The sequence below is a fragment of the Streptomyces lydicus genome, from assembly GCF_001729485.1.
Taxonomy (GTDB): domain Bacteria; phylum Actinomycetota; class Actinomycetes; order Streptomycetales; family Streptomycetaceae; genus Streptomyces; species Streptomyces lydicus_D.
Map to the genome: position 1 here is coordinate 1,406,927 of NZ_CP017157.1, position 20,243 is coordinate 1,427,169.

The window sequence follows — 20,243 nt, forward strand, 5'->3', positions numbered from 1 at the left end:
CCGGCACAAAGATCATCCGGACGGGTGAGAACCCCCGCACGGCCTTGCGCCGCGGCCGGCCGGGCGCTCTCAGGCGGCGGCGCCCTCACGGGACCGGGGCACCTCGGCCGGATCCTTGCGGAAGGCCCACGCCATGGTGGGCTCCATCGCGAAGCGGAAGACCCGGCGGACCGGCGGGGTGCACAGCGCCGTGACCACGACCGCCGCGATCAGCGTGACCGCGATCTCGCCGAGCGGGGTGTGCAGCCAGGCGTAGTCGTCGAACCAGCCCCAGAAGCGCGAGCCCTTCGCCAGGAAGCCGTGCAGCAGGTAGCCGTACAGCGTGCCGGCGCCCAGCACCGTGAACCACGTGCGCCGCGTCGGCACCCAGGCGTAGAAGCACGCCACGAGCACGAGCGAGCAGCCGAAGAGGGCGAGGGTCATCGCCGCGCCGGCCCACCAGGTGGTGCCCAACTCCTGTGCGCTGTCCCGGTGGTAGAACCACGCCGAGCTCATCCGGGGCGCCGCCCAGTAAGCCATCACCAGTGCGCAGGCGAAGATCGGCACCGACGCGATCCGCACCGCCCGGCGCTGCACCAGCCGGAAGTGCTCCGGCCGCAGCAACAGCCCCAGCACGAAGAACGGCAGGAACTGCAGCACCCGCTGGAGGTCGAGGTCGTCGCCGATGTCGGGTGACACGGAGGCGAGGACGGCGATGAGCACCGCGAGCGGAAGGGGCCAGCGGACGATCTTCCACAACGGGGTGGTGAGCCGCCAGATGAACAGCGCCACCAGGAACCACGTCAGGAACCACGGGTCGAGCAGGCTGATGGGGTGGCCGGGATCGTCGTCCGCCCAGCGCTTGAAGAACGCGTACGCGGTCTCGAAGAGCACGTAGGGCACCACCACGCCGGTGATCAGCCGCTGCAGCCGGTCCCTGCGCATGTCGAAGCTGCGCGAGAAGTAGCCGGAAATGATGATGAAGGCCGGCATGTGGAAGGTGTACACGGTCATGTAGAGCGCTTCGGCCGCCCGGCTGCCGTCGGTCAGCGGCTCCCACGAGTGACCCATCGCCACCAGCACGATGGCCAGGTACTTCGCGTTGTCGAAGAAGGCGTCGCGGCCCCCGGCCTTCGGTGCGGGCCCCGAGGCTTGCTGCGGCACACCGGGTGGCTGCCCCGAGGGCTCCGTCCGGTCCGTACCCGCTGCTTCCCGGGCAGGGGGCAGCTCGCGTCGAGGTGTGGGGGCAGCGGGAAACATTGGAGGCACGATAGCGGCGCTCGGGGAGGCCGTAAAACCGCATCCGGGCCATTCGCCATTTCCCCGTGCGGCACGCCGGATTACGCCCCCCTAAAACCGCCGATAGACAGCGCCCCCTCCTCCATCATCCGTCCCATTTGCCGCACTTCATACTCCCAAAACGGATGATATCCCCAGCGAACGACGCAGACGGAATGTCCGCTTCTCGGGTGTTCTGTCCCCGTGGTGACGGTCACTTTCGTGCGGCTCCGTAAAGCCGTGACGGACGCCACGAATAAGTGAATTACCCGGGGGAAGGAGGGGAGGGAAATGATCGGAATGATCGCCCCCCCATTGCGGGTCTGCCGCCCGGCGTGTGAATTCCGGCACCCGGATCCGCCTCGGCCGGCGCCCAGGGGTCCGGCGCACACCCCGCCGACACCCCGCGAACGCCCGCCGCGCCGCACCGCCGCCCACCCCCGCCCCACGGCCCGCAGAGGCCGGAATCGGGCAAAGCGTTGGCCGATGATTCGTCACCGGCCTGCAGTGGGCATGGAGTTGGTGGCACGATGGGTGCCGGGGGGTGTGCGCAGCATGCTCCCGGGCCGGTGAGGCGTTCCGACCAAGGGTGTGATCAGTGTGGCTCTATCGCTGTCAGTTGTGCTGCTGTTGGGGATCATCCTGATCGTGTTGATCAGGGGTAAGTCGATCAAGGCAGGCCCGGCGATCGTCGCCATACTGTTCGGCTTCTTCCTCGCCTCCACGGGCATGGCGCCGTCGATCAACAGATTCCTGAACTCCCTGGCGGACACCATCAACCACATCACGTTCTAGGGGAGACATCCCCTAGGTGGTCCGCCGGGCCCCCGGCCGGGTGCCGCCCGAGGGACGGCCGTGCCCGGCACCGCCGTCCGAGGTCACTCGCCCCCGGTCCGCGTCAGCGCCTCGCGTACGGCTTCCTCGGTGCGCCCCACCAGCGCCGAGCCGTCGTCCGCGGTGATGATCGGCCGCTGGATCAGCTTCGGGTGCGCCGCCAGCGCCGCGATCCACCGCTCACGCGCGGCGTCGGTGCGCTCCCATTCCCCGAGCCCCAGCTCCCCGGCCTCGGCCTCCTGGGTCCGGGTGATGTCCCACGGCTCCAGACCCAGCCGGGCCAGCACGTCGCGCAGCTCGCCGGCGGTCGGCGGGTCCTCCAGGTACGTGCGGACCGTGTACGCGGCGCCCGCCCCGTCGAGGATCTCGACGGCGGAACGGCACTTCGAGCACGCGGGATTGAGCCAGATCTCCATGTCGGCCACCCTATGCAACCGCGCGCGCGAGGCGAAGAGGCGTGCGCGCCACCGCCGGTCCGCGCGCTCGACCCCGTGTCCCCGGAACGCGAAAAGCCCCGGACCGTCCGGTCCGGGGCTTTCCCATTGAGCGGGCGACGGGAATCGAACCCGCGTAGCTAGTTTGGAAGACTAGGGCTCTACCATTGAGCTACGCCCGCGAGCGCCACAGGTCGCGAGACCTCGGCACGCAGTGCATCCTAGCGGGTCGCAGCCGTGCGCCGCACACCCCGTTCCCGGACGCGGCGCGCGTGCGGTGCCGCAGCCGCCGTCGCCGCCGGTGCGTCCCCGATAACTGGCGGCCCTTCTGTCCGCGGCCATGTACCCTACGTGTCGCACCGACGGGGTGTGGCGCAGCTTGGTAGCGCGTCCGCTTTGGGAGCGGAAGGTCGTCGGTTCGAATCCGGCCACCCCGACCAGCAGATCAGCCCGGCGACAGCGACCGGGCGCAGCGCCGGCCCACCAGGTCACCCGCCCGCGCGGCGGGCGTGCAAGATCACGTTGTCGGCGTCATCCTCCTTGCGGTTACTATGCAAGCTGCGTGTCCGTGTGTCTGTGTACCGGGCGCGATCGGCCGGGCCCGGATCAGCCGGGTACCTGGTAGATCTCAAGCAGAACCCCAGAAGTCAGCCCCAAGGAGACCGAACCGTGAAGAGCGCCGTGGAGACCCTGAACCCGACTCGGGTTCGGCTCACTGTCGAGGTGCCCTTCGAGGAGCTCAAGCCCAGCCTCGACGCGGCGTACAAGAAGATCAACCAGCAGGTCACGGTGAAGGGCTTCCGCCAGGGCAAGATCCCGGCCCGCGTCATCGACCAGCGGTTCGGCCGCGGTGCCGTGCTGGAGGAGGCCGTCAACGACGCGCTCCCGAAGTTCTACACCGAGGCGGTCAACGAGGCTGAGCTGAACGTCCTCGGCCAGCCCGATGTCGACATCACCGAGCTGAAGGACGGCGAGCTGCTGGCCTTCAGCGCCGAGGTCGACATCCGCCCCGCCCTGGAGATCCCGGACTACTCCGGCATCGAGGTCGAGGTCGACGCCGTCGAGGTGTCGGAAGAGGACATCGACAAGTCCGTCGAGCAGCTGCGTGAGCGCTTCGCCACGACCAGCCCGGTCGAGCGCGCCGTGCAGGACGGCGACGTGCTGACCGTGAACCTCGAGGCCAAGGTCGACGGCGAGGTCCTGGAGGACGGTGTCGCCGAGGGCGTCACGTACACCGTCGGCTCCGGCGAGCTGCTCGACGGCATCGACGAGGCGGTCACGGGCCTGGAGGCCGGCGGCAGCGCCACCTTCACCTCCGAGCTCAAGGGCGGCTCCGCCGAGGGCAAGGAGGCCGAGGTCAAGGTCGAGGTCACCGAGGTCAAGTCGCGTGAACTCCCCGAGCTGGACGACGACTTCGCGCAGCTGGCCAGCGAGTTCGACACCCTCGAGGAGCTCCGGGCGGACAGCCGCAAGCGCCTCGAGCAGATGAAGAAGTACGACCAGGCCACCCAGGCGCAGGAGAAGGTCCTGGACGAGCTGCTCAAGCTCGTCGAGGTGCCGATGCCGGAGAAGCTGCTCGCGGACGAGGTCCAGACCCGCAAGCACAACCTGGAGCACCACCAGCTCGGCCAGATGGGTCTCGACCTCGCGAAGTACCTGGAGATCCAGGGCAAGAGCGAGGAAGAGTTCGACGCCGAGACCAAGGAGCAGGCCGAGAAGGGCATCAAGACCCAGTTCATCCTCGACGAGCTGGTCAACAAGGAGAAGCTGAACGTCAGCCAGGAGGAGCTCACCGAGCACCTCATGCGCCGCGCGCAGTCCTCCGGCATGTCCCCCGACCAGTTCGCCCAGGCCGTCGTCGAGGGCGGCCAGGTGCCGATGCTCGTCGGTGAGGTCGCCCGCGGCAAGGCCCTCGCGGTCGTCGTCGAGGCCGCCACGGTCAAGGACTCCAACGGCGAGGTCGTCGACCTCGACGACGAGGACGAGACCGAGGTCGCCGAGGCCGTCGTCGCCGAGGCCGAGGGCGAGGAGAAGCCCGAGGCGTAAGGCCCCGGCCGCCTCGCGCCCCGCGCAGCACGACTGAGCACGGGCCCGAACACGCACGTCCGCGTGTTCGGGCCCGTGTGTCGTAACGGACCGGTGAGCCTGCGCTCACAGCGAACAGTTGACAATGCGGGATGGCGTTGTCCGACCTGCGCGTTAGGGTCCGTAGATACGAGGGCAGGGGAGTCCCTGAAACCGCGCCGGGGCGACATACGGCGCCCGATCCCCGCGCCCCAGAAGACGACGCTGAGACGGCCCTGGGCCGTCCGACAACGAGCAGGTGGACACGTGACGATCCCGATGCCTTCCGCCGCCGCTGAGCCGACCTTCGGTGGCCTCGGCGACCAGGTCTACAACCGGCTGCTCGGCGAGCGGATCATCTTCCTCGGCCAGCCGGTCGACGACGACATCGCCAACAAGATCACCGCGCAGCTGCTTCTCCTCGCCGCGGACCCGGACAAGGACATCTTCCTCTACATCAACTCCCCGGGCGGCTCGATCTCGGCCGGCTTGGCGATCTACGACACCATGCAGTACATCAAGAACGACGTGGTGACGATCGCGATGGGCCTCGCCGCCTCGATGGGCCAGTTCCTGCTGAGCGCCGGTACCCCGGGCAAGCGCTTCGCGCTGCCGAACGCCGAGATCCTCATCCACCAGCCCTCCGCGGGCCTGGCCGGTTCCGCGTCGGACATCAAGATCCACGCCGAGCGGCTGCTGCACACCAAGAAGCGGATGGCGGAGCTGACGGCCTTCCACACCGGCCAGACCGTCGAGCGGATCACCCAGGACTCGGACCGCGACCGCTGGTTCTCCGCGGACGAGGCCAAGGAGTACGGCCTCATCGACGACGTGATGACCTCCGCCGCCGGCGTTCCGGGCGGGGGCGGCACCGGGGCCTGAGCCCCGCAGCACTCGCCCCAGCCACCCCAGCCCACTTGATCGCCACCAGGACGGTGAACACCACGATGAACAACTTCCCCGGCAGCGGCCTCTACCAGCACCCGGAGTCCGAGTTTTCCGGCCCCCGGGCCGAGGCCCGCTACATCGTCCCGCGCTTCGTCGAGCGCACCTCGCAGGGCGTGCGTGAGTACGACCCGTACGCGAAGCTCTTCGAGGAGCGCGTGATCTTCCTCGGCGTGCAGATCGACGACGCCTCGGCCAACGACGTCATGGCGCAGCTGCTGTGCCTGGAGTCGATGGACCCGGACCGCGACATCTCGATCTACATCAACAGCCCCGGCGGCTCCTTCACCGCGCTGACGGCCATCTACGACACGATGCAGTTCGTGAAGCCCGACATTCAGACGGTCTGCATGGGCCAGGCGGCCTCCGCCGCGGCCGTGCTGCTCGCGGCCGGCACCCCCGGCAAGCGGATGGCGCTGCCGAACGCGCGGGTGCTGATCCACCAGCCGTACAGCGAGACCGGTCGTGGTCAGGTCTCCGACCTGGAGATCGCCGCCAACGAGATCCTGCGGATGCGGACGCAGCTGGAGGACCTGCTGGCCAAGCACTCCTCCACGCCGATCGAGAAGATCCGTGATGACATCGAGCGTGACAAGATTCTGACCGCCGAGGAGTCCCTGGCGTACGGTCTGGTCGACCAGATCGTCTCGACGCGCAAGTCGTCCGTCTCGATCGGATAGCGGTCTTCGCAAAATGAGCCGGAGCGTTGCCTCCTTGGACCGGTTCGGGATCGAGTGAACCGAGTCGGTCCAAGGGGGGCCCGTACGGGGGGCCCGGCAAGGTACCGTCGATAGGCAAGCACCCGGGTCCGCGGAGCAATGCGGATCCCAGGCGAAGGGGAAGCACCTCGTGGCACGCATCGGTGACGGCGGCGACCTGCTCAAGTGCTCATTCTGTGGGAAGAGCCAGAAGCAGGTGAAGAAGCTCATCGCGGGACCTGGTGTGTACATCTGCGACGAGTGCATCGACCTCTGCAACGAAATCATCGAGGAGGAGCTCGCCGAGACCTCCGAGGTGCGGTGGGAGGAGCTCCCGAAGCCGCGGGAGATCTACGAGTTCCTGAACGGCTACGTCGTCGGCCAGGACCCCGCCAAGAAGGCGCTGTCGGTCGCCGTCTACAACCACTACAAGCGGGTGCAGGCGGGCGAGAACGGCCCCGGCCGCGGCGATGACGGCATCGAGCTCGCCAAGTCCAACATCCTGCTGCTCGGCCCCACCGGCTCCGGCAAGACCCTGCTCGCGCAGACCCTCGCCCGGATGCTCAACGTCCCGTTCGCCTTCGCCGACGCCACGGCGCTGACGGAGGCCGGCTACGTCGGCGAGGACGTCGAGAACATCCTCCTCAAGCTGATCCAGGCCGCGGACTTCGACATCAAGAAGGCCGAGACCGGCATCATCTACATCGACGAGATCGACAAGGTCGCCCGGAAGAGCGAAAACCCGTCGATCACCCGCGATGTCTCCGGCGAGGGCGTCCAGCAGGCGCTGCTGAAGATCCTGGAGGGCACCACCGCTTCGGTCCCGCCGCAGGGCGGCCGCAAGCACCCGCACCAGGAATTCATCCAGATCGACACCACCAACGTCCTCTTCATCGTCGGCGGTGCCTTCGCCGGCCTGGAGAAGATCATCGAGGCCCGCTCGGGTGCCAAGGGCATCGGGTTCGGCGCCACGATCCGCTCCAAGCGCGAGATCGAGTCCAAGGACCAACTGCAGGACGTCATGCCCGAGGACCTGGTGAAGTTCGGGATGATCCCGGAGTTCATCGGCCGCCTCCCCGTCCTCACCTCGGTCCACAACCTCGACCGCGAGGCGCTGCTCCAGATCCTCGTCGAGCCGCGCAACGCGCTGGTCAAGCAGTACAAGCGGCTCTTCGAACTCGACGGCGTGGAGCTGGACTTCGACCGCCCGGCCCTGGAGGCCATCGCCGACCAGGCGATCCTGCGCGGCACCGGCGCCCGCGGTCTGCGCGCGATCATGGAGGAGGTCCTCCAGGCGGTGATGTACGAGATCCCGTCCCGCAAGGACGTCGCCCGCGTCGTCATCACCGAGGACGTCGTCCACTCCAACGTGAACCCGACCCTGGTGCCCCGCACCCGCGGCGACTCGGGCGAACCTCAGGAGAAGAGCGCGTAACCCGCGCCCGCCCCGGACACACGAGAGCCGCCCGGCAGCCGAGATGCTGCCGGGCGGCTTCGTGTCGTGACGGGCGCTGCCCTTCCGGGCCCGTGCCGCCGTCCCCCACAAACGGCGCACGGGGGCGGCTACTTCTCCTTGCGGACCTCGTTGCGGATCTTGGCGGTCTTCTCCGAGAGCTGCTCGGCGGTGAGCGGCTCGCCGCTCGGGACGCCACCGGAGGCCGACGGCGGGGACGGCATTGACTGCACGATGCCGATCGCGCTGCTGTCGCCCCAGACGCAGATGGAGACCTGCTGGGACGCGCTGACGCCGCCCATCGAGACGGTGGCCTTCTGCGTCTTGCACTTCATCACGGAGCCGTCGAAGTCGCTCGGCGAGAACTTGGTCTCGGGCGTGACGGTCTCGATCTTCGCGCCCGACGCGGACTTCTGCTGGTTCTCGTCGAGCTTCGCGAACAGCTGGTCCACGGCGGTGTCGGGGTCGTTCACCTTGCCGTAGATGCCCGCCACACCGAGGATCAGCTTGCTGTCGTTGGTGTACCCGGCCTGCACGAACTTGCCGTCCGTGATGCCCATGGCGCGGAGTTCCTTGTCGCTGGAGAAGTCCTCCGGCGCCTTGCCGGCGGCCTTGCCAGGGGCCTTGGTGTACTCGTTGCCCAGCAGCTTGTCCGGCAGCGAGATCGTGTAGGGCTTCACGTCGCCGCCCGAGCCGAAGACGAAGTACGCGCCGACGCCGATGGCGGCGACGACCGCGACCGCGCCGACGATCAGGCCGATCTTCTTGCCGTTGCCGCCGCTCTCCGGGGGGCCCTGGGGGATGACGCCGTAAGGGGTCTGCTGGCCGGCGTAAGGGGACTGCTGGCCGTAGCCGGGCTGCTGCGGGTAGCCGTAGCCCTGGGGGGCCTGCGGGGCACCCTGGGGGTAGCCGTAGCCCTGCTGCGGAGGTACCTGGCCGCCCTGCTGCGGGTAGCCGTAACCGGGCTGGGGAGCCGGCGGCTGCGGCTGGCCGTACGGGCCGGGCTGCTGGGGCTGCTGCCCGTACGGGCCGGGAGGCGGCTGGTTGAAGCTCATGGAGCGTTCCCCTCGTGACAACTGAAAACAGTTGAAGTTCTGCGTGTGAAGTTCTTCGTGATGGTGATGCGCTGCCGACATCCTGTATGACGTCGCTGACAGCCGGTGCTCCGGGGGCGAAACCGATTCGAAGCTGCTACATGCGCGCCCGTACACTGTCCGTCGTGACCGAGAACACTCAGCAGAGCAACCACAGCGCCCCCGAACTGCCGACTCAGTACACGCCGGCCGATGTAGAGGGGCCGCTGTACGAGCGCTGGGTAGAGCGGGGTTACTTCGAGGCGGACGAGAAGAGCGACAAGCCGCCGTACACCGTCGTCATTCCGCCGCCGAACGTCACCGGCAGCCTCCACCTGGGGCACGCCTTCGAGCACACGCTGATCGACGCGCTCACCCGCCGTAAGCGGATGCAGGGTTACGAGACGCTGTGGCAGCCGGGCATGGACCACGCCGGCATCGCCACCCAGAACGTCGTCGAGCGCGAGCTCGCCAAGGAGGGCGTCTCCCGGCACGACCTGGGGCGCGAGGCGTTCGTCGAGCGCGTCTGGCAGTGGAAGAACGAGTCCGGCGGGCAGATCTCCGGCCAGATGCGGCGGCTGGGCGACGGCGTCGCCTGGTCCCGTGAGCGCTTCACGATGGACGAGGGACTGTCCAAGGCCGTCCAGACGATCTTCAAGCGGCTCTACGACGACGAGCTGATCTACCGCGCCGAGCGCATCATCAACTGGTGCCCGCGCTGTCTGACCGCCATCTCGGACATCGAGGTCGAGTACCAGGACGACGACGGCGAGCTGGTCTCGATCCGTTACGGCGAGGGCGAGGCGTCCATCGTCGTCGCGACGACCCGTGCCGAGACGATGCTCGGTGACACCGCCGTCGCCGTCCACCCCGACGACGAGCGCTACGCCCATCTCATCGGCACCGAGATCGAGTTGCCGCTGACCGGCCGCCGCATCCCGGTCGTCGCGGACGAGCACGTCGACCCCGCGTTCGGCACCGGCGCCGTCAAGGTCACGCCCGCCCACGACCCCAACGACTTCGAGATCGGACGGCGCCACGACCTGCCCAGCCTCGCCGTCCTCGACGAGCGTGGCGTGATCACCGCGCACGGCCCGTTCCAGGGGCTGGACCGCTTCGAGGCCCGTTCCGCGATCGTCGGCGCGCTGCGCGCCGAGGGCCGGATCGTCGCCGAGAAGCGCCCGTACACCCACTCCGTCGGGCACTGCTCCCGCTGCAAGACCACCATCGAGCCGCGGCTGTCGATGCAGTGGTGGGTCAAGGTCGGCCCGCTGGCGAAGTCCGCCGGTGACGCGGTCCGCGAGGGCAAGGTCAAGATCCACCCCAAGGAGATGGAGTCCCGGTACTTCGGCTGGGTCGACAACCTCCACGACTGGTGCATCTCCCGCCAGCTGTGGTGGGGCCACCGCATTCCGGTCTGGTACGGGCCGAACGGCGAGGTCGTCTGCGTCGGACCCGAGGACGAGGCTCCCACCGGCGAGGGCTGGCACCAGGACACCGACGTCCTCGACACGTGGTTCTCGTCGGGCCTGTGGCCGTTTTCCACGCTCGGCTGGCCCGAGCAGACGCCGAGCGTCGAGAAGTTCTATCCGAACTCCGTCCTGGTCACCGGCTACGACATCCTGTTCTTCTGGGTCGCCCGGATGATGATGTTCGGGCTGTACGCCATGGACGGCACCCCGCCGTTCCACACCATCGCGCTGCACGGCATGGTCCGTGACCAGTTCGGCAAGAAGATGTCCAAGTCCTTCGGGAATGCGGTCAATCCGCTCGACTGGATGGATGCGTACGGCTCGGACGCCGTCCGCTTCACGCTCGCCCGCGGCGCCAACCCGGGTGTCGACGTCCCGATCGGTGAGGACTGGGTCCAGGGGTCCCGCAACTTCGCCAACAAGATCTGGAACGCCACCCGCTTCGCGCTGATGAACGGCGCGACGGTGGAGGGTGACCTGCCGTCCGCCGAGCAGCTGTCGGCCACCGACCGGTGGATCCTGTCCCGGCTGAACGCGGTCGTCGCCGAGGTCGACGCGTACTACGACGACTACCAGTTCGCGAAGCTGTCGGACACCCTCTTCCACTTCGCCTGGGACGAGGTCTTCGACTGGTACGTGGAGCTGTCCAAGACCACGTTCATGGCGGGCGGCCCGGCCGCCGACGCCTCCCGCCGGGTCCTGGGCGAGGTCCTGGACGTCACGCTGCGGCTGCTGCACCCGGTCATGCCGTTCGTGACGGAGACCCTGTGGACGACGCTGACCGGCCGCGAGTCGGTCGTCGTCGCCGAGTGGCCGAAGGCCGTCCTCGTCGCCGGGGCCGACGCCCCGGGCGGCTTCCGGGACGCGGCCGCGGAGCGCGAGATCGAGACCGTCCAGCAGGTCGTCACCGAGGTCCGCCGCTTCCGCTCCGACCAGGGGCTGCAGCCCGGCCAGAAGGTCCCGGCGCGGCTGGAGCTGTCCGGTACGGCGCTGGCGGCGCACGAGGCCGCGATGCGCTCGCTGCTGCGGCTGCAGCCGGCCGGTGACGACTTCAGCGCCACCGCTTCGCTGCCGGTCGCGGGCGCCACGGTCGCCCTGGACCTGTCCGGCGCGATCGACGTGGCGGCGGAGCGCAAGCGGCTGGCGAAGGACCTGGCGGCCGCTGAGAAGGAGAAGGCGCAGGCCACCGCCAAGCTCGGCAACGAGGCGTTCCTCGCCAAGGCGCCGGAGCAGGTCAAGGACAAGATCCGCGGCCGGCTGGAGACCGCGGAGGCGGACATCGTCCGGATCACCGCGCAGCTGGCGGCCCTGCCCACGGCGTAGCACCGCTGTCCGCCGCAGGCCCCTCGTCCGTCCGGGCGGGGGGCCTGCGGCGTCCCCGGCCCCGCTGCCCCCGTTCGCGGACCGGCCACAGCAGGACGTAGGCCGTCGAGACGGCGACGAACGCCAGCCGGATCAGACCGCGGGCGGAGTCGTCGGGGACGGCGAAGACGCTGCCGTAGAGGATGAGCACCGCCAGCCAGCTCCACCAGGGCACCAGGCGGCGCTGGCCGATGACGTCCCACAGCAGGGTGCCCAGCAGCACCGACGCCGTGTAGTAGGTGTAGACGCTGGGGTCGAGCACGATCCGGGCGTTGGCGCCGAGCAGCACCACCGCCGCCCAGCGGCCGCGCCAGACGGCTATGGAGCCCAGCGCGAGGCCCAGCGCGGCCTGGGCCGGGCGGTCCCAGCCGGGGGTCTCCGGGTCGCCGACGCCGAGCCAGCGCAGCGCGGACGCCGGATGGTTCGGGATGGCGAACTTGGCGGCGGCGAAGGACTGCGGGTCGCCGAGGAAGAACGGCAGCCAGGCGACGGTCACCAGGCCCGCGCACCACAGCCCGGCCCGCAGCCACTTCTCCCGGGGGAGCGCGAGCAGCAGGGGGAGGAAGGCCAGCGCGGTGGGCTTGGAATCCATGGCGAGGGCCAGGAAGACACCGGTGTGGGCGGCGTTGCCGCGGGTGACGGCGCGCACCGCGAGGGCGGTGAAGAACAGGGCGAGGACGTCGTCGAGGTGCCCGAAGCGGACCGCGACCTCGATCCACATGGGGATGAAGGCCAGCCCGGCGATCAGCACGCGCTGCCGGAGCCGCTGGTGGTTGGTGCCGGTGCCCAGGAAGTAGTGGGCGGCGCTGCGGCCCGCCAGCACCAGGATGACCAGGCCGAGCAGCGACATCAGGGCCGCGGCGAGGAACTGCCCGGTGGCCTCGGGGAAGGGGTTGAACAGGCCGGCGGTCAGGAAGCTGAGCGGGCCCATCTGGAGCTCGGGGTGGTGTGCGTAGAGGTTCAGGCCGCCGGTGCCGTCACCGGCGGGGCCCTGGTAGATCAGCTCGCCACCGGTGCGCAGGTAGTGCCAGGAGAACCCGCCGTGCGGTTCGACGACCGCGAACCACAGCACGGTCCAGGCGCTGAGCAGCACCAAATGCATCCGCTGACTTATTGCCGGCACCGGTCTTCAGCTCCTGCCTTCCCTTTCGCGTCCACTGGCGGCGCCGGGGCGCACCGCTGTCGGTGACCTCCGGGTACGCACAGCCCGCCGTGAAAGAGGGCAACGGACGGCGGAAAGTTGTCCGCGCCGGCCGCTTCGGCCGATTAAGGCCGTTCTCATGGCGCTCTCATGTAGCCGGGGCACCGTTGGACCGGAATGCCGGACTTCCGGCAGCACCGCACGTCCCGTACCGAGGAGCCGCGCCCCATGAACAAGCCACTGCGACGGGTCTCGGTCTTCTGCCTCGCCCTGATATTGGCGCTCATGGGCTGGGCCACCTGGATCCAGGGCGCAAAGGCTACTGACTTCAAGCAGGACTCGCACAACCCGCGGGTGACGATCGGCAAGTACGCGGCCCCGCTGGGCAACATCCTCGTCGACGGGGAGCCGGTCACCGGCTCCGCGGCCACCTCCTCCACGCTCAAGTACAAGCGGACGTACAAGGACGGGCCGCTCTACGCGCCGGTGACGGGTTTCACCTCGCAGATCTTCGGCAGCAACCAGCTGGAGAGCCTCTACGGCCCCCTCCTGGACGGCTCCGACAGCCGGCTGCAGAGCCCCGCCGACGCCCTGACCCGCACCCGGGCCAAGGGCGGGGACGTGGCCACCACTCTGGACGCCAAGGTGCAGAAGGCCGGCTACCGGGCGCTGGGCGACAAGAAGGGGGCGGCCGTCGCCATGGACCCGGGCACCGGTCGGATCCTGGGCATGGTCAGCACCCCGTCGTACGACCCCGGGAAGTTCGCCGGGTCCTCCACGGCCGACCAGAAGGCGTGGAAGAAGATGTCCGACGACCCGGACAGCCCCGAGATCAACCGGGCGCTGCGGCAGCCGCTGCCGCCCGGGTCGACCTTCAAGCTGGTGGTCGCCGCGGCCGCGCTGGAGAACGGGCTGTACTCCTCGGTGGACGAGCGCACCGACAGCCCCGACCCGTACACCCTGCCGCACACCCGCACCACGCTGAAGAACGAGAGCGCCTCCGCGCCCTGCAAGAACGCCACCATCCGCACCGCGCTCCAGTACTCCTGCAACACCGTCTTCGCGAAGATGGCCGTCGACCTGGGCAAGGACAAGGTGAAGGCGCAGGCCGAGAAGTTCGGCTTCAACGACGGCAAGGTGGACACCCCGGTACGGGCCGGCAAGAGCCTCTACCCCTCGGACATGGACCAGGCGCAGACCGCGCTGTCCGGGATCGGCCAGTTCAACGACCAGGCGACCCCGCTGCAGATGGCGATGGTCGCGGCGGCCATCGCGAACGGCGGCGAGCTGAAGAACCCGCAGCTGGTCGACAAGCTGACCGACGGGGGCGGCAACACCGTCCAGCAGAACGGCCCGTCGACGTACGGGCGGACGATGTCGGGCCGGACCGCCGCGCAGCTGCGGTCGGCGATGCAGACGGTCGTGGACAAGGGCACCGGGTCCAACGCGAAGATCGACGGACTGACGGTCGGCGGCAAGACCGGTACCGCCCAGCACGGCGTCGACAACAGCGGTACGCCCTACGCCTGGTTCGTCTCCTACGCGCAGAACGCCGGCGGGCACCAGGTCGCGGTGGCCGTCATGGTCGAGGACGGCCACGCGGCCCGCAGCGAGATCTCCGGCGGCGGGCTGGCGGCCCCGGTGGCCCGGGAGATGATGCGGGCGGCGCTGGGCTAGCGGGGGGTCGCTTCCGGGCGCCCACCGGCGCGGCGGGCGTCGGCGGGCGCCGGTCGGCCTCGGTGGGCAAGGCAGCGCACCGCTGTCAGTGGTGCCTCGTAGACTTGTCGTCGTGAGCGAGCGCCCCCGAAACGACGACCCCGACCCGACCGACGCCTTCGACGACATGGTCGAGGCCGAGACCGAGCGCGACCCAGACCTCGCGGTGATCGAGGCGGGCAGCCGGACGCTGCGCGCCCAGGCAGGACCGCCGCAAGGGGACCCGGTGCCCGCCCGGCCGGCCGATCCCGAGGTCGACCGCGCGCTGCGCGCCGTCGAGGAGGAGCTGGCCGGCCGCTGGGGCGAGACCAAGCTCGACCCGTCGGTCAAGCGCATCGTGGCGCTGCTGGACATCCTCGGCTCGCCCCAGCGGGCGTACCCGTCCATCCACATCACCGGTACGAACGGCAAGACCAGCACCGCCCGCATGATCGAGGCCCTGCTGGGCGCCTTCGACCTGCGCACCGGCCGGTACACCAGCCCGCACGTCCAGTCCGTCACCGAGCGCATCAGCCTGGACGGCAGCCCGATCTCCGCCGAGCGCTTCATCGAGACCTACCGGGACATCGCCCCGTACGTGGAGATGGTCGACACCCAGCAGGAGTACCGCCTGTCGTTCTTCGAGGTGCTGACGGCGATGGCGTACGCCGCCTTCGCGGACGCCCCGGTGGACGTCGCGGTGGTCGAGGTCGGCATGGGCGGCACCTGGGACGCCACGAACGTCATCGACGGCGACGTCGCCGTGATCACCCCGATCTCGCTGGACCACACCGACCGGCTCGGCGAGACGCCCGAGGAGATCGCCGGTGAGAAGTCCGGGATCATCAAGAAGGACGCCACGGTCGTGCTGGCCCAGCAGCCGGTGGACGCGGCGTCGGTGATGCTCAAGCGCGCGGTCGAGGTGGACGCCACGGTCGCCCGTGAAGGCATGGAGTTCGGGGTGCTCTCCCGTGAGGTCGCGGTCGGCGGGCAGATGCTGACGCTGCGCGGCCTGGGCGGCGAGTACCCGGAGATCTTCCTGCCGCTGTACGGCGCCCATCAGGCGCACAACGCCGCGGTGGCGCTCGCCGCGGTCGAGGCGTTCTTCGGCGTCGGCTCCGACCAGGCGCGGACGCTCGACATCGACACCCTGCGCTCCGCGTTCGCCGCGGTCGCCTCCCCGGGCCGGATGGAGGTCGTCCGGCGCAGCCCGACGGTGGTCCTGGACGCGGCGCACAACCCCGCGGGCGCGCGGGCGGCGGCCGAGGCGGTCACCGAGGCGTTCGGGTTCAGCCGGCTGGTGGGAGTGGTCGGGGCCAGCTCCGACAAGGACGTCCGGGGCTTCCTGGAGGCGTTCGAGCCGATCTTCGCCGAGGTCGTGGTGACGCGTAATTCCAGCCATCGTGCGATGGACCCGGACGAGCTGGCGGCGGTCGCGGTGGAGGTCTTCGGCGCCGAGCGGGTGCAGGTCGAGCCGCGGCTCGACGACGCGCTGGAGGCGGCGATCACCCTCGCGGAGGAAGAGGGCGAGTTCTCCGGAGCGGGTGTGCTGGTGACCGGTTCGGTGATCACGGTCGGCGAGGCCCGGCTGCTCATGGGAAGGAGCTGACCATGCGCATGCTGTGCGCCAGCACCCTGATAGGCGAATTCTTCGTGATCGGTTTCGCCGGCCTGGTCGCGATGCAGCTGACCGACCTGTCGGCGGTCACGATCTGGACCGTCAGCGGGGTCGCGATGCTGCTGAGCATCGTGCTGTGCGGCATGCTCACCCGCCCCGGCGGCGTCCAGCTCGGCTGGGCGCTGCAGATCGCGCTGATCGCCAGCGGCCTCGTCCTTCCGACGATGTTCTTCCTGGGGGCGGTGTTCGCCGCGCTGTGGTGGGCGTCGGTCCACTACGGCCGCAAGGTCGACGCGGCGAAGGCCCGTTGGGCGGCCGAGGCGTCCACCGCGGGCTGAGCCGGCCTCGCCGGGCCCGGCGCCGGGTGCCCGCGGCGGGCAGGATCCGCCGCCCGAGAGGCCGCCGGGCGCCGGGGTGGGCGGGTTAAGGGCTGGTGGGAGCGCCCCTGTAGCCTCAGTGCACCCGCCTGACCCTCGTTCACATCCAGGGAGTCCTTTCGTGAGCCAGCGCACCCTCGTCCTCCTCAAGCCCGACGCCGTCCAGCGCGGCCTGATCGGCGAGATCATCGGCCGCCTGGAGCGCAAGGCCGGCTGGACGATCAGCGCGATGGAGCTGCGCACCCTCGACCGGACCCTCCTGGAGCAGCACTACGCCGAGCACGTCGGCCGGCCCTTCTACGAGCCCCTGGTCGCCTTCATGTCCTCCGGCCCGGTCGTCGCCATGGTCGTCGAGGGCGAACGGGTGATCGAAGGGGTACGGACGCTGGCCGGTCCGACTGACCCGATTGCCGCACCGAGTGGGTCCATTCGTGGGGACTTCGGAACGATCACCCGGGAGAATCTGATCCATGCATCGGATTCCGAAGAGTCCGCCGAGCGCGAGATCAAGATTTTCTTTCCCGGCATTTCCTGACTCTTCATCAGCTGTACACCCCCCGTGACCAGGGGCGACCGATAAAATCAACGGTCGCCCTTCGGTGTATGAAACACGATCGGGGGAACGCATCACCGCGACACGACGTCACCATTGAGGGGGGCGGGTGCGTGTACGGCTGACAATGGCGGAACAGCCTCCCGACGTGTTCGAGTGGGCGCACTACGAACTACGATGGAGGCTTCCGCGCCTCACAGCGCATCACCTCCTGCCGACCTCCAGTAAGCATTCGCTCCAGTTGGGAAGGCCAGACGTATCCTCATGGGGAACAACATGTCGTTCATCGGCCGTGACATGGCTGTCGACCTCGGGACCGCCAACACGCTGGTGTACGTCAGGGGCCGCGGAATCGTCCTCAACGAGCCGTCGGTCGTGGCCATCAACACCAACACCGGCGGCATCCTCGCGGTGGGCGCCGAGGCGAAGAAGATGATCGGGCGCACGCCCGGCAACATCGTCGCGGTGCGGCCCCTGAAGGACGGCGTGATCGCCGACTTCGAGATCACCGAGCGGATGCTCCGCTACTTCATCCTCAAGATCCACAAGCGGCGCTATCTGGCGCGGCCGCGGGTCGTGGTGTGCGTTCCCTCCGGCATCACCGGAGTTGAGCGCCGCGCCGTCATCGAGGCGTCGACCCAGGCCGGCGCGCGCCAGGTGCACATCATCGAGGAGCCGATGGCCGCCGCGATCGGCTCCGGCCTGCCGGTCCACGAGGCCACCGGCAACATGGTCGTGGACATCGGCGGCGGCACGACCGAGGTCGCGGTCATCTCGCTCGGCGGCATCGTCACCGCGCAGTCCATCCGGGTGGCCGGCGACGAGCTGGACAACGCGATCATCCAGCACATCAAGAAGGAGTACAGCCTTCTGCTGGGCGAGCGCACCGCGGAGAGCATCAAGATCACCATCGGTTCGGCGTACGACCTGGAACAGGACGAGCACACCGAGATCCGCGGCCGCGACCTGGTCTCCGGCCTGCCGAAGACCGTCGTCATCTCGGCCGCCGAGGTCCGCAAGGCGATCGAGGAGCCGGTCAACTCCATCGTCGACGCGGTCAAGACGACCCTCGACAAGTGCCCGCCGGAGCTGTCCGGCGACGTCATGGACCGCGGCATCGTGCTCACCGGAGGCGGCGCCCTGCTCCGCGGCCTCGACGAGCGGCTGCGCCGCGAGACCGGCATGCCCATCCACATCGCCGAGGACCCGCTCGACTCCGTCGCGCTCGGTTCCGGCAAGTGCGTCGAGGAGTTCGAGGCCCTCCAGCAGGTCCTCGACTCGCAGCCGCGCAGGTAACGAAGCACCGGCCCGACCGCCGCGGCCGTCATGCGACGACCGCGGCGGTCGGGCACCATGGCGGAAGCAGCCGGTCCGCCCGGCGGACCGGCGAGCCGGATCCCGCGTCCTCCGCTACGGATCGCTGACGCGGATCGTTGATATACAGGCACAACATCCCGACAGATACGGTGCGCTGACGTTTCACCCCTCGGCACCGTCACAGCAAGGCACAAAGCTCAACTCCCGAACGAGACCGGCGGGGCCCGCAGCCGGCCGGTCCTACGAGGAAGGACACGGCCGCCGCACGTGAGGGACACACGAGAGAGCCGGCTGCTGCTGGTGCTGTTGGTCGCGATCGCGTTCGCGCTGATCACGGTCGATATCCGCGGCGGCGAACAGTCCCCGCTCGATGGCGTCCGGCAAGCCGCCGCCTCCGCCTTCGGCCCCGTGGAGCGCGGCGTCGCCCGCGTCGTCGATCCGGTCGGCAACGCCGTGGGTGCCGTACGGGACTCCGGCCACCGGCACAGCCGGATCGCCGAGCTGGAGCACGAGAACGAGGCGCTCAAGGCCAAGCTCGGCTCCTCCGACCGCAACCGCAGCCGCGCCGCCGAGCTCGACAAGATCCTCAAGACCGCCGGCACCGGCCAGTACGCCATCAAGGGCGCCCAGGTCATCGCCATCGGCTCGGCCCAGGGCTTCTCCTGGACCATCACCATCGACGCCGGCAGCCGCGACGGCATCGCCCGCGACATGACCGTGCTCAACGGCGACGGCCTGGTCGGCCGGGTCACCACCGTCGGCGCCGAGACCTCCACGGTGCTGCTGGCCGCCGACCCCGACTTCACCGTCGGCACCCGCATGGAGAAGACCAACGAGATCGGCTTCGCCAACGGGCAGGGGGTCCGCTCGCTGCGCGTCCAGCTGCTCAACGGCCGGGCCACCGTCAAGAAGGGCGACCGGCTGGTCACCTTCGGCTCCAGCCGGGACAAGCCGTTCGTGCCCGGCGTCCCGGTCGGCCGGGTCGTCAAGGTCGAGCCCTCCAACGGCGATCTGACCCGCACCCTCCAGGTCCGTCCCTTCGTCTCCTTCTCCCAGCTCGACATCGTCGGCGTCGTCGTCCAGCCGCCCCGCCAGGACCCGCGCGACACCGTCCTGCCGCCCGCCCCCGCGAAGCCCAAGCCGACACCGACGGTCACCGTCACGGCCACCCCCTCCGCGAGCGCCTCCCCCAGGAGCTGACCGATGCGCATCAACCGGATCCTGCTCTCGGCCCCGCTGGTGGTCGTCGCCCTCGTCATCCAGGTCACCGTCCTCGCGCGCCTCCAACTCCCCGGCGCCGTACCGGACCTGCTGCTGCTCGTCGTCCTCGGACTCGCGCTGGTCTACGGGCACGTCGCCGGCGCGCTCATCGGCTTCTTCGCCGGACTGCTGGCCGACGTCGCCCCGCCCTCCGACCACGCCATCGGCCGCTACGCCCTGGTGCTCTGCGTCATCGGCTACGCCGCCGGTCTGACCAAGCCGGACTCCGGCCAGCACCGCTCGGCGACCGTGCCCCTGATGGTCGTCATCGGTGCCGCCATCGGCTCGACGCTGATGTACGCCGGTGTCGGCTCGCTCGTCGGCGACACCGCCGCCCGCCACGTCGGCCTGGTCGGACTGCTGCTCAGCGCCACCCTCTACGACCTGCTGCTGGCCCCCTTCGCCGTACCGCTGGTGATGGCGGTGGCCCGCAGAACGGACCACGAGCCGCTGGTCGGTGACGGCTCCGGCAGCCCGAGCGGCACCTCGGGCAGCCGCGACGCCGGCTACGGCTGGCTCACCACCGGCACCGGCCTCAAGGCCAGCCGCGGCGCCATGAAGTCCGTCCGTACCGGCGCGCGCATCGGCAGCCAGCGCGGCGGACTGCTCGGCAAGTCGGCCCGCGACAAGGTGGGCCGCATCAAGGGGGTCAAGCGCCTGTGACGCCCTCCCTCGCCCGGACCCCGTCCG

Annotated in this window: 17 protein-coding genes and 2 tRNA genes; 14 read left to right on the plus strand and 5 right to left on the minus strand. The window is 69.6% G+C overall.

The genetic code is table 11. The features are described 5' to 3' along the window. Positions 1-69: 69 nt before the first annotated feature. On the minus strand, positions 70-1,239 hold the full coding sequence (locus tag SL103_RS05965) for an acyltransferase family protein (RefSeq protein ID WP_069567719.1): 1,170 nt from the start codon (positions 1,237-1,239) through the stop codon (positions 70-72). A 618-nt stretch (positions 1,240-1,857) separates the two neighbouring features. Here SL103_RS05965 and SL103_RS05970 point away from each other — a divergent pair. Further along, entirely contained in the window at positions 1,858-2,052 is a 195-nt protein-coding gene (locus SL103_RS05970; RefSeq protein ID WP_069573455.1) for a hypothetical protein, read from the plus strand. 83 nt (positions 2,053-2,135) lie between these two features. Here the strand turns inward: SL103_RS05970 and SL103_RS05975 are convergent, their stop codons facing one another. Both SL103_RS05975 and SL103_RS05980 read right to left on the minus strand, forming a co-directional pair. Next, on the minus strand, positions 2,136-2,507 hold the full coding sequence (locus SL103_RS05975; protein ID WP_069567720.1) for an arsenate reductase family protein: 372 nt from the start codon (positions 2,505-2,507) through the stop codon (positions 2,136-2,138). A gap of 129 nt (positions 2,508-2,636) precedes the next feature. Next, positions 2,637-2,707, minus strand: a tRNA-Gly gene (locus SL103_RS05980). A gap of 181 nt (positions 2,708-2,888) precedes the next feature. Between SL103_RS05980 and SL103_RS05985 the strand changes: the two genes are divergently transcribed. The 5 genes from SL103_RS05985 to clpX all read left to right on the plus strand — a co-directional run bounded on the left by SL103_RS05985 (position 2,889) and on the right by clpX (position 7,667). Continuing rightward, positions 2,889-2,965, plus strand: a tRNA-Pro gene (locus SL103_RS05985). Between the two features lie 229 nt (positions 2,966-3,194). Next, the gene (gene tig, locus SL103_RS05990) at positions 3,195-4,571 is read left to right on the plus strand and encodes a trigger factor (RefSeq protein ID WP_069567721.1); all 1,377 of its coding nucleotides are present in this window, start codon (positions 3,195-3,197) and stop codon (positions 4,569-4,571) included. A 297-nt stretch (positions 4,572-4,868) separates the two neighbouring features. After that, positions 4,869-5,471: an ATP-dependent Clp protease proteolytic subunit gene (locus SL103_RS05995; protein WP_030283915.1), complete on the plus strand. Its 603-nt coding sequence runs from the start codon at positions 4,869-4,871 to the stop codon at positions 5,469-5,471. Between the two features lie 65 nt (positions 5,472-5,536). After that, on the plus strand, positions 5,537-6,214 hold the full coding sequence (locus SL103_RS06000; RefSeq protein WP_208870023.1) for an ATP-dependent Clp protease proteolytic subunit: 678 nt from the start codon (positions 5,537-5,539) through the stop codon (positions 6,212-6,214). Positions 6,215-6,383: 169 nt separating this feature from the next. Further along, positions 6,384-7,667: an ATP-dependent Clp protease ATP-binding subunit ClpX gene (gene clpX, locus SL103_RS06005; protein WP_069567722.1), complete on the plus strand. Its 1,284-nt coding sequence runs from the start codon at positions 6,384-6,386 to the stop codon at positions 7,665-7,667. Between the two features lie 128 nt (positions 7,668-7,795). Here the strand turns inward: clpX and SL103_RS06010 are convergent, their stop codons facing one another. Further along, a complete protein-coding gene (locus SL103_RS06010; protein ID WP_069567723.1) occupies positions 7,796-8,740 on the minus strand; it encodes a hypothetical protein in 945 nt (314 codons plus the stop codon). Positions 8,741-8,904: 164 nt separating this feature from the next. On the opposite strand from SL103_RS06010, the gene SL103_RS06015 reads away from it, so the two are divergent. Continuing rightward, positions 8,905-11,553 (plus strand): valine--tRNA ligase, encoded by a 2,649-nt coding sequence (locus SL103_RS06015; RefSeq protein ID WP_069573457.1) that lies wholly within the window; start codon positions 8,905-8,907, stop codon positions 11,551-11,553. On the opposite strand, the gene SL103_RS06020 is transcribed toward SL103_RS06015, so the two are convergent. Further along, positions 11,519-12,694: a hypothetical protein gene (locus SL103_RS06020; RefSeq protein WP_069567724.1), complete on the minus strand. Its 1,176-nt coding sequence runs from the start codon at positions 12,692-12,694 to the stop codon at positions 11,519-11,521. The genes SL103_RS06015 and SL103_RS06020 overlap by 35 nt on opposite strands. Before the next feature lie 267 nt (positions 12,695-12,961). On the opposite strand from SL103_RS06020, the gene SL103_RS06025 reads away from it, so the two are divergent. The 7 genes from SL103_RS06025 to mreD all read left to right on the plus strand — a co-directional run bounded on the left by SL103_RS06025 (position 12,962) and on the right by mreD (position 20,216). Further along, complete coding sequence (locus SL103_RS06025) at positions 12,962-14,410, plus strand: peptidoglycan D,D-transpeptidase FtsI family protein (RefSeq protein WP_069573459.1); 1,449 nt, start codon at positions 12,962-12,964, stop codon at positions 14,408-14,410. Between the two features lie 166 nt (positions 14,411-14,576). Beyond that, positions 14,577-16,037: a bifunctional tetrahydrofolate synthase/dihydrofolate synthase gene (gene folC, locus SL103_RS06030; RefSeq protein ID WP_397735856.1), complete on the plus strand. Its 1,461-nt coding sequence runs from the start codon at positions 14,577-14,579 to the stop codon at positions 16,035-16,037. A gap of 2 nt (positions 16,038-16,039) precedes the next feature. Next, on the plus strand, positions 16,040-16,384 hold the full coding sequence (locus tag SL103_RS06035) for a DUF4233 domain-containing protein (RefSeq protein WP_069567726.1): 345 nt from the start codon (positions 16,040-16,042) through the stop codon (positions 16,382-16,384). A 160-nt stretch (positions 16,385-16,544) separates the two neighbouring features. Then, positions 16,545-16,958 (plus strand): nucleoside-diphosphate kinase, encoded by a 414-nt coding sequence (gene ndk / locus SL103_RS06040; RefSeq protein WP_069567727.1) that lies wholly within the window; start codon positions 16,545-16,547, stop codon positions 16,956-16,958. Positions 16,959-17,252: 294 nt separating this feature from the next. After that, positions 17,253-18,272 carry a rod shape-determining protein gene (locus SL103_RS06045; RefSeq protein ID WP_003985182.1) on the plus strand — a complete coding sequence of 340 codons (1,020 nt, stop codon included), beginning with the start codon at positions 17,253-17,255 and terminating at the stop codon, positions 18,270-18,272. Between the two features lie 288 nt (positions 18,273-18,560). After that, positions 18,561-19,493 carry a rod shape-determining protein MreC gene (mreC, locus tag SL103_RS06050; protein WP_069567728.1) on the plus strand — a complete coding sequence of 311 codons (933 nt, stop codon included), beginning with the start codon at positions 18,561-18,563 and terminating at the stop codon, positions 19,491-19,493. A 3-nt stretch (positions 19,494-19,496) separates the two neighbouring features. Continuing rightward, positions 19,497-20,216 (plus strand): rod shape-determining protein MreD, encoded by a 720-nt coding sequence (gene mreD / locus SL103_RS06055; RefSeq protein ID WP_069567729.1) that lies wholly within the window; start codon positions 19,497-19,499, stop codon positions 20,214-20,216. Positions 20,217-20,243 lie beyond the last annotated feature (27 nt).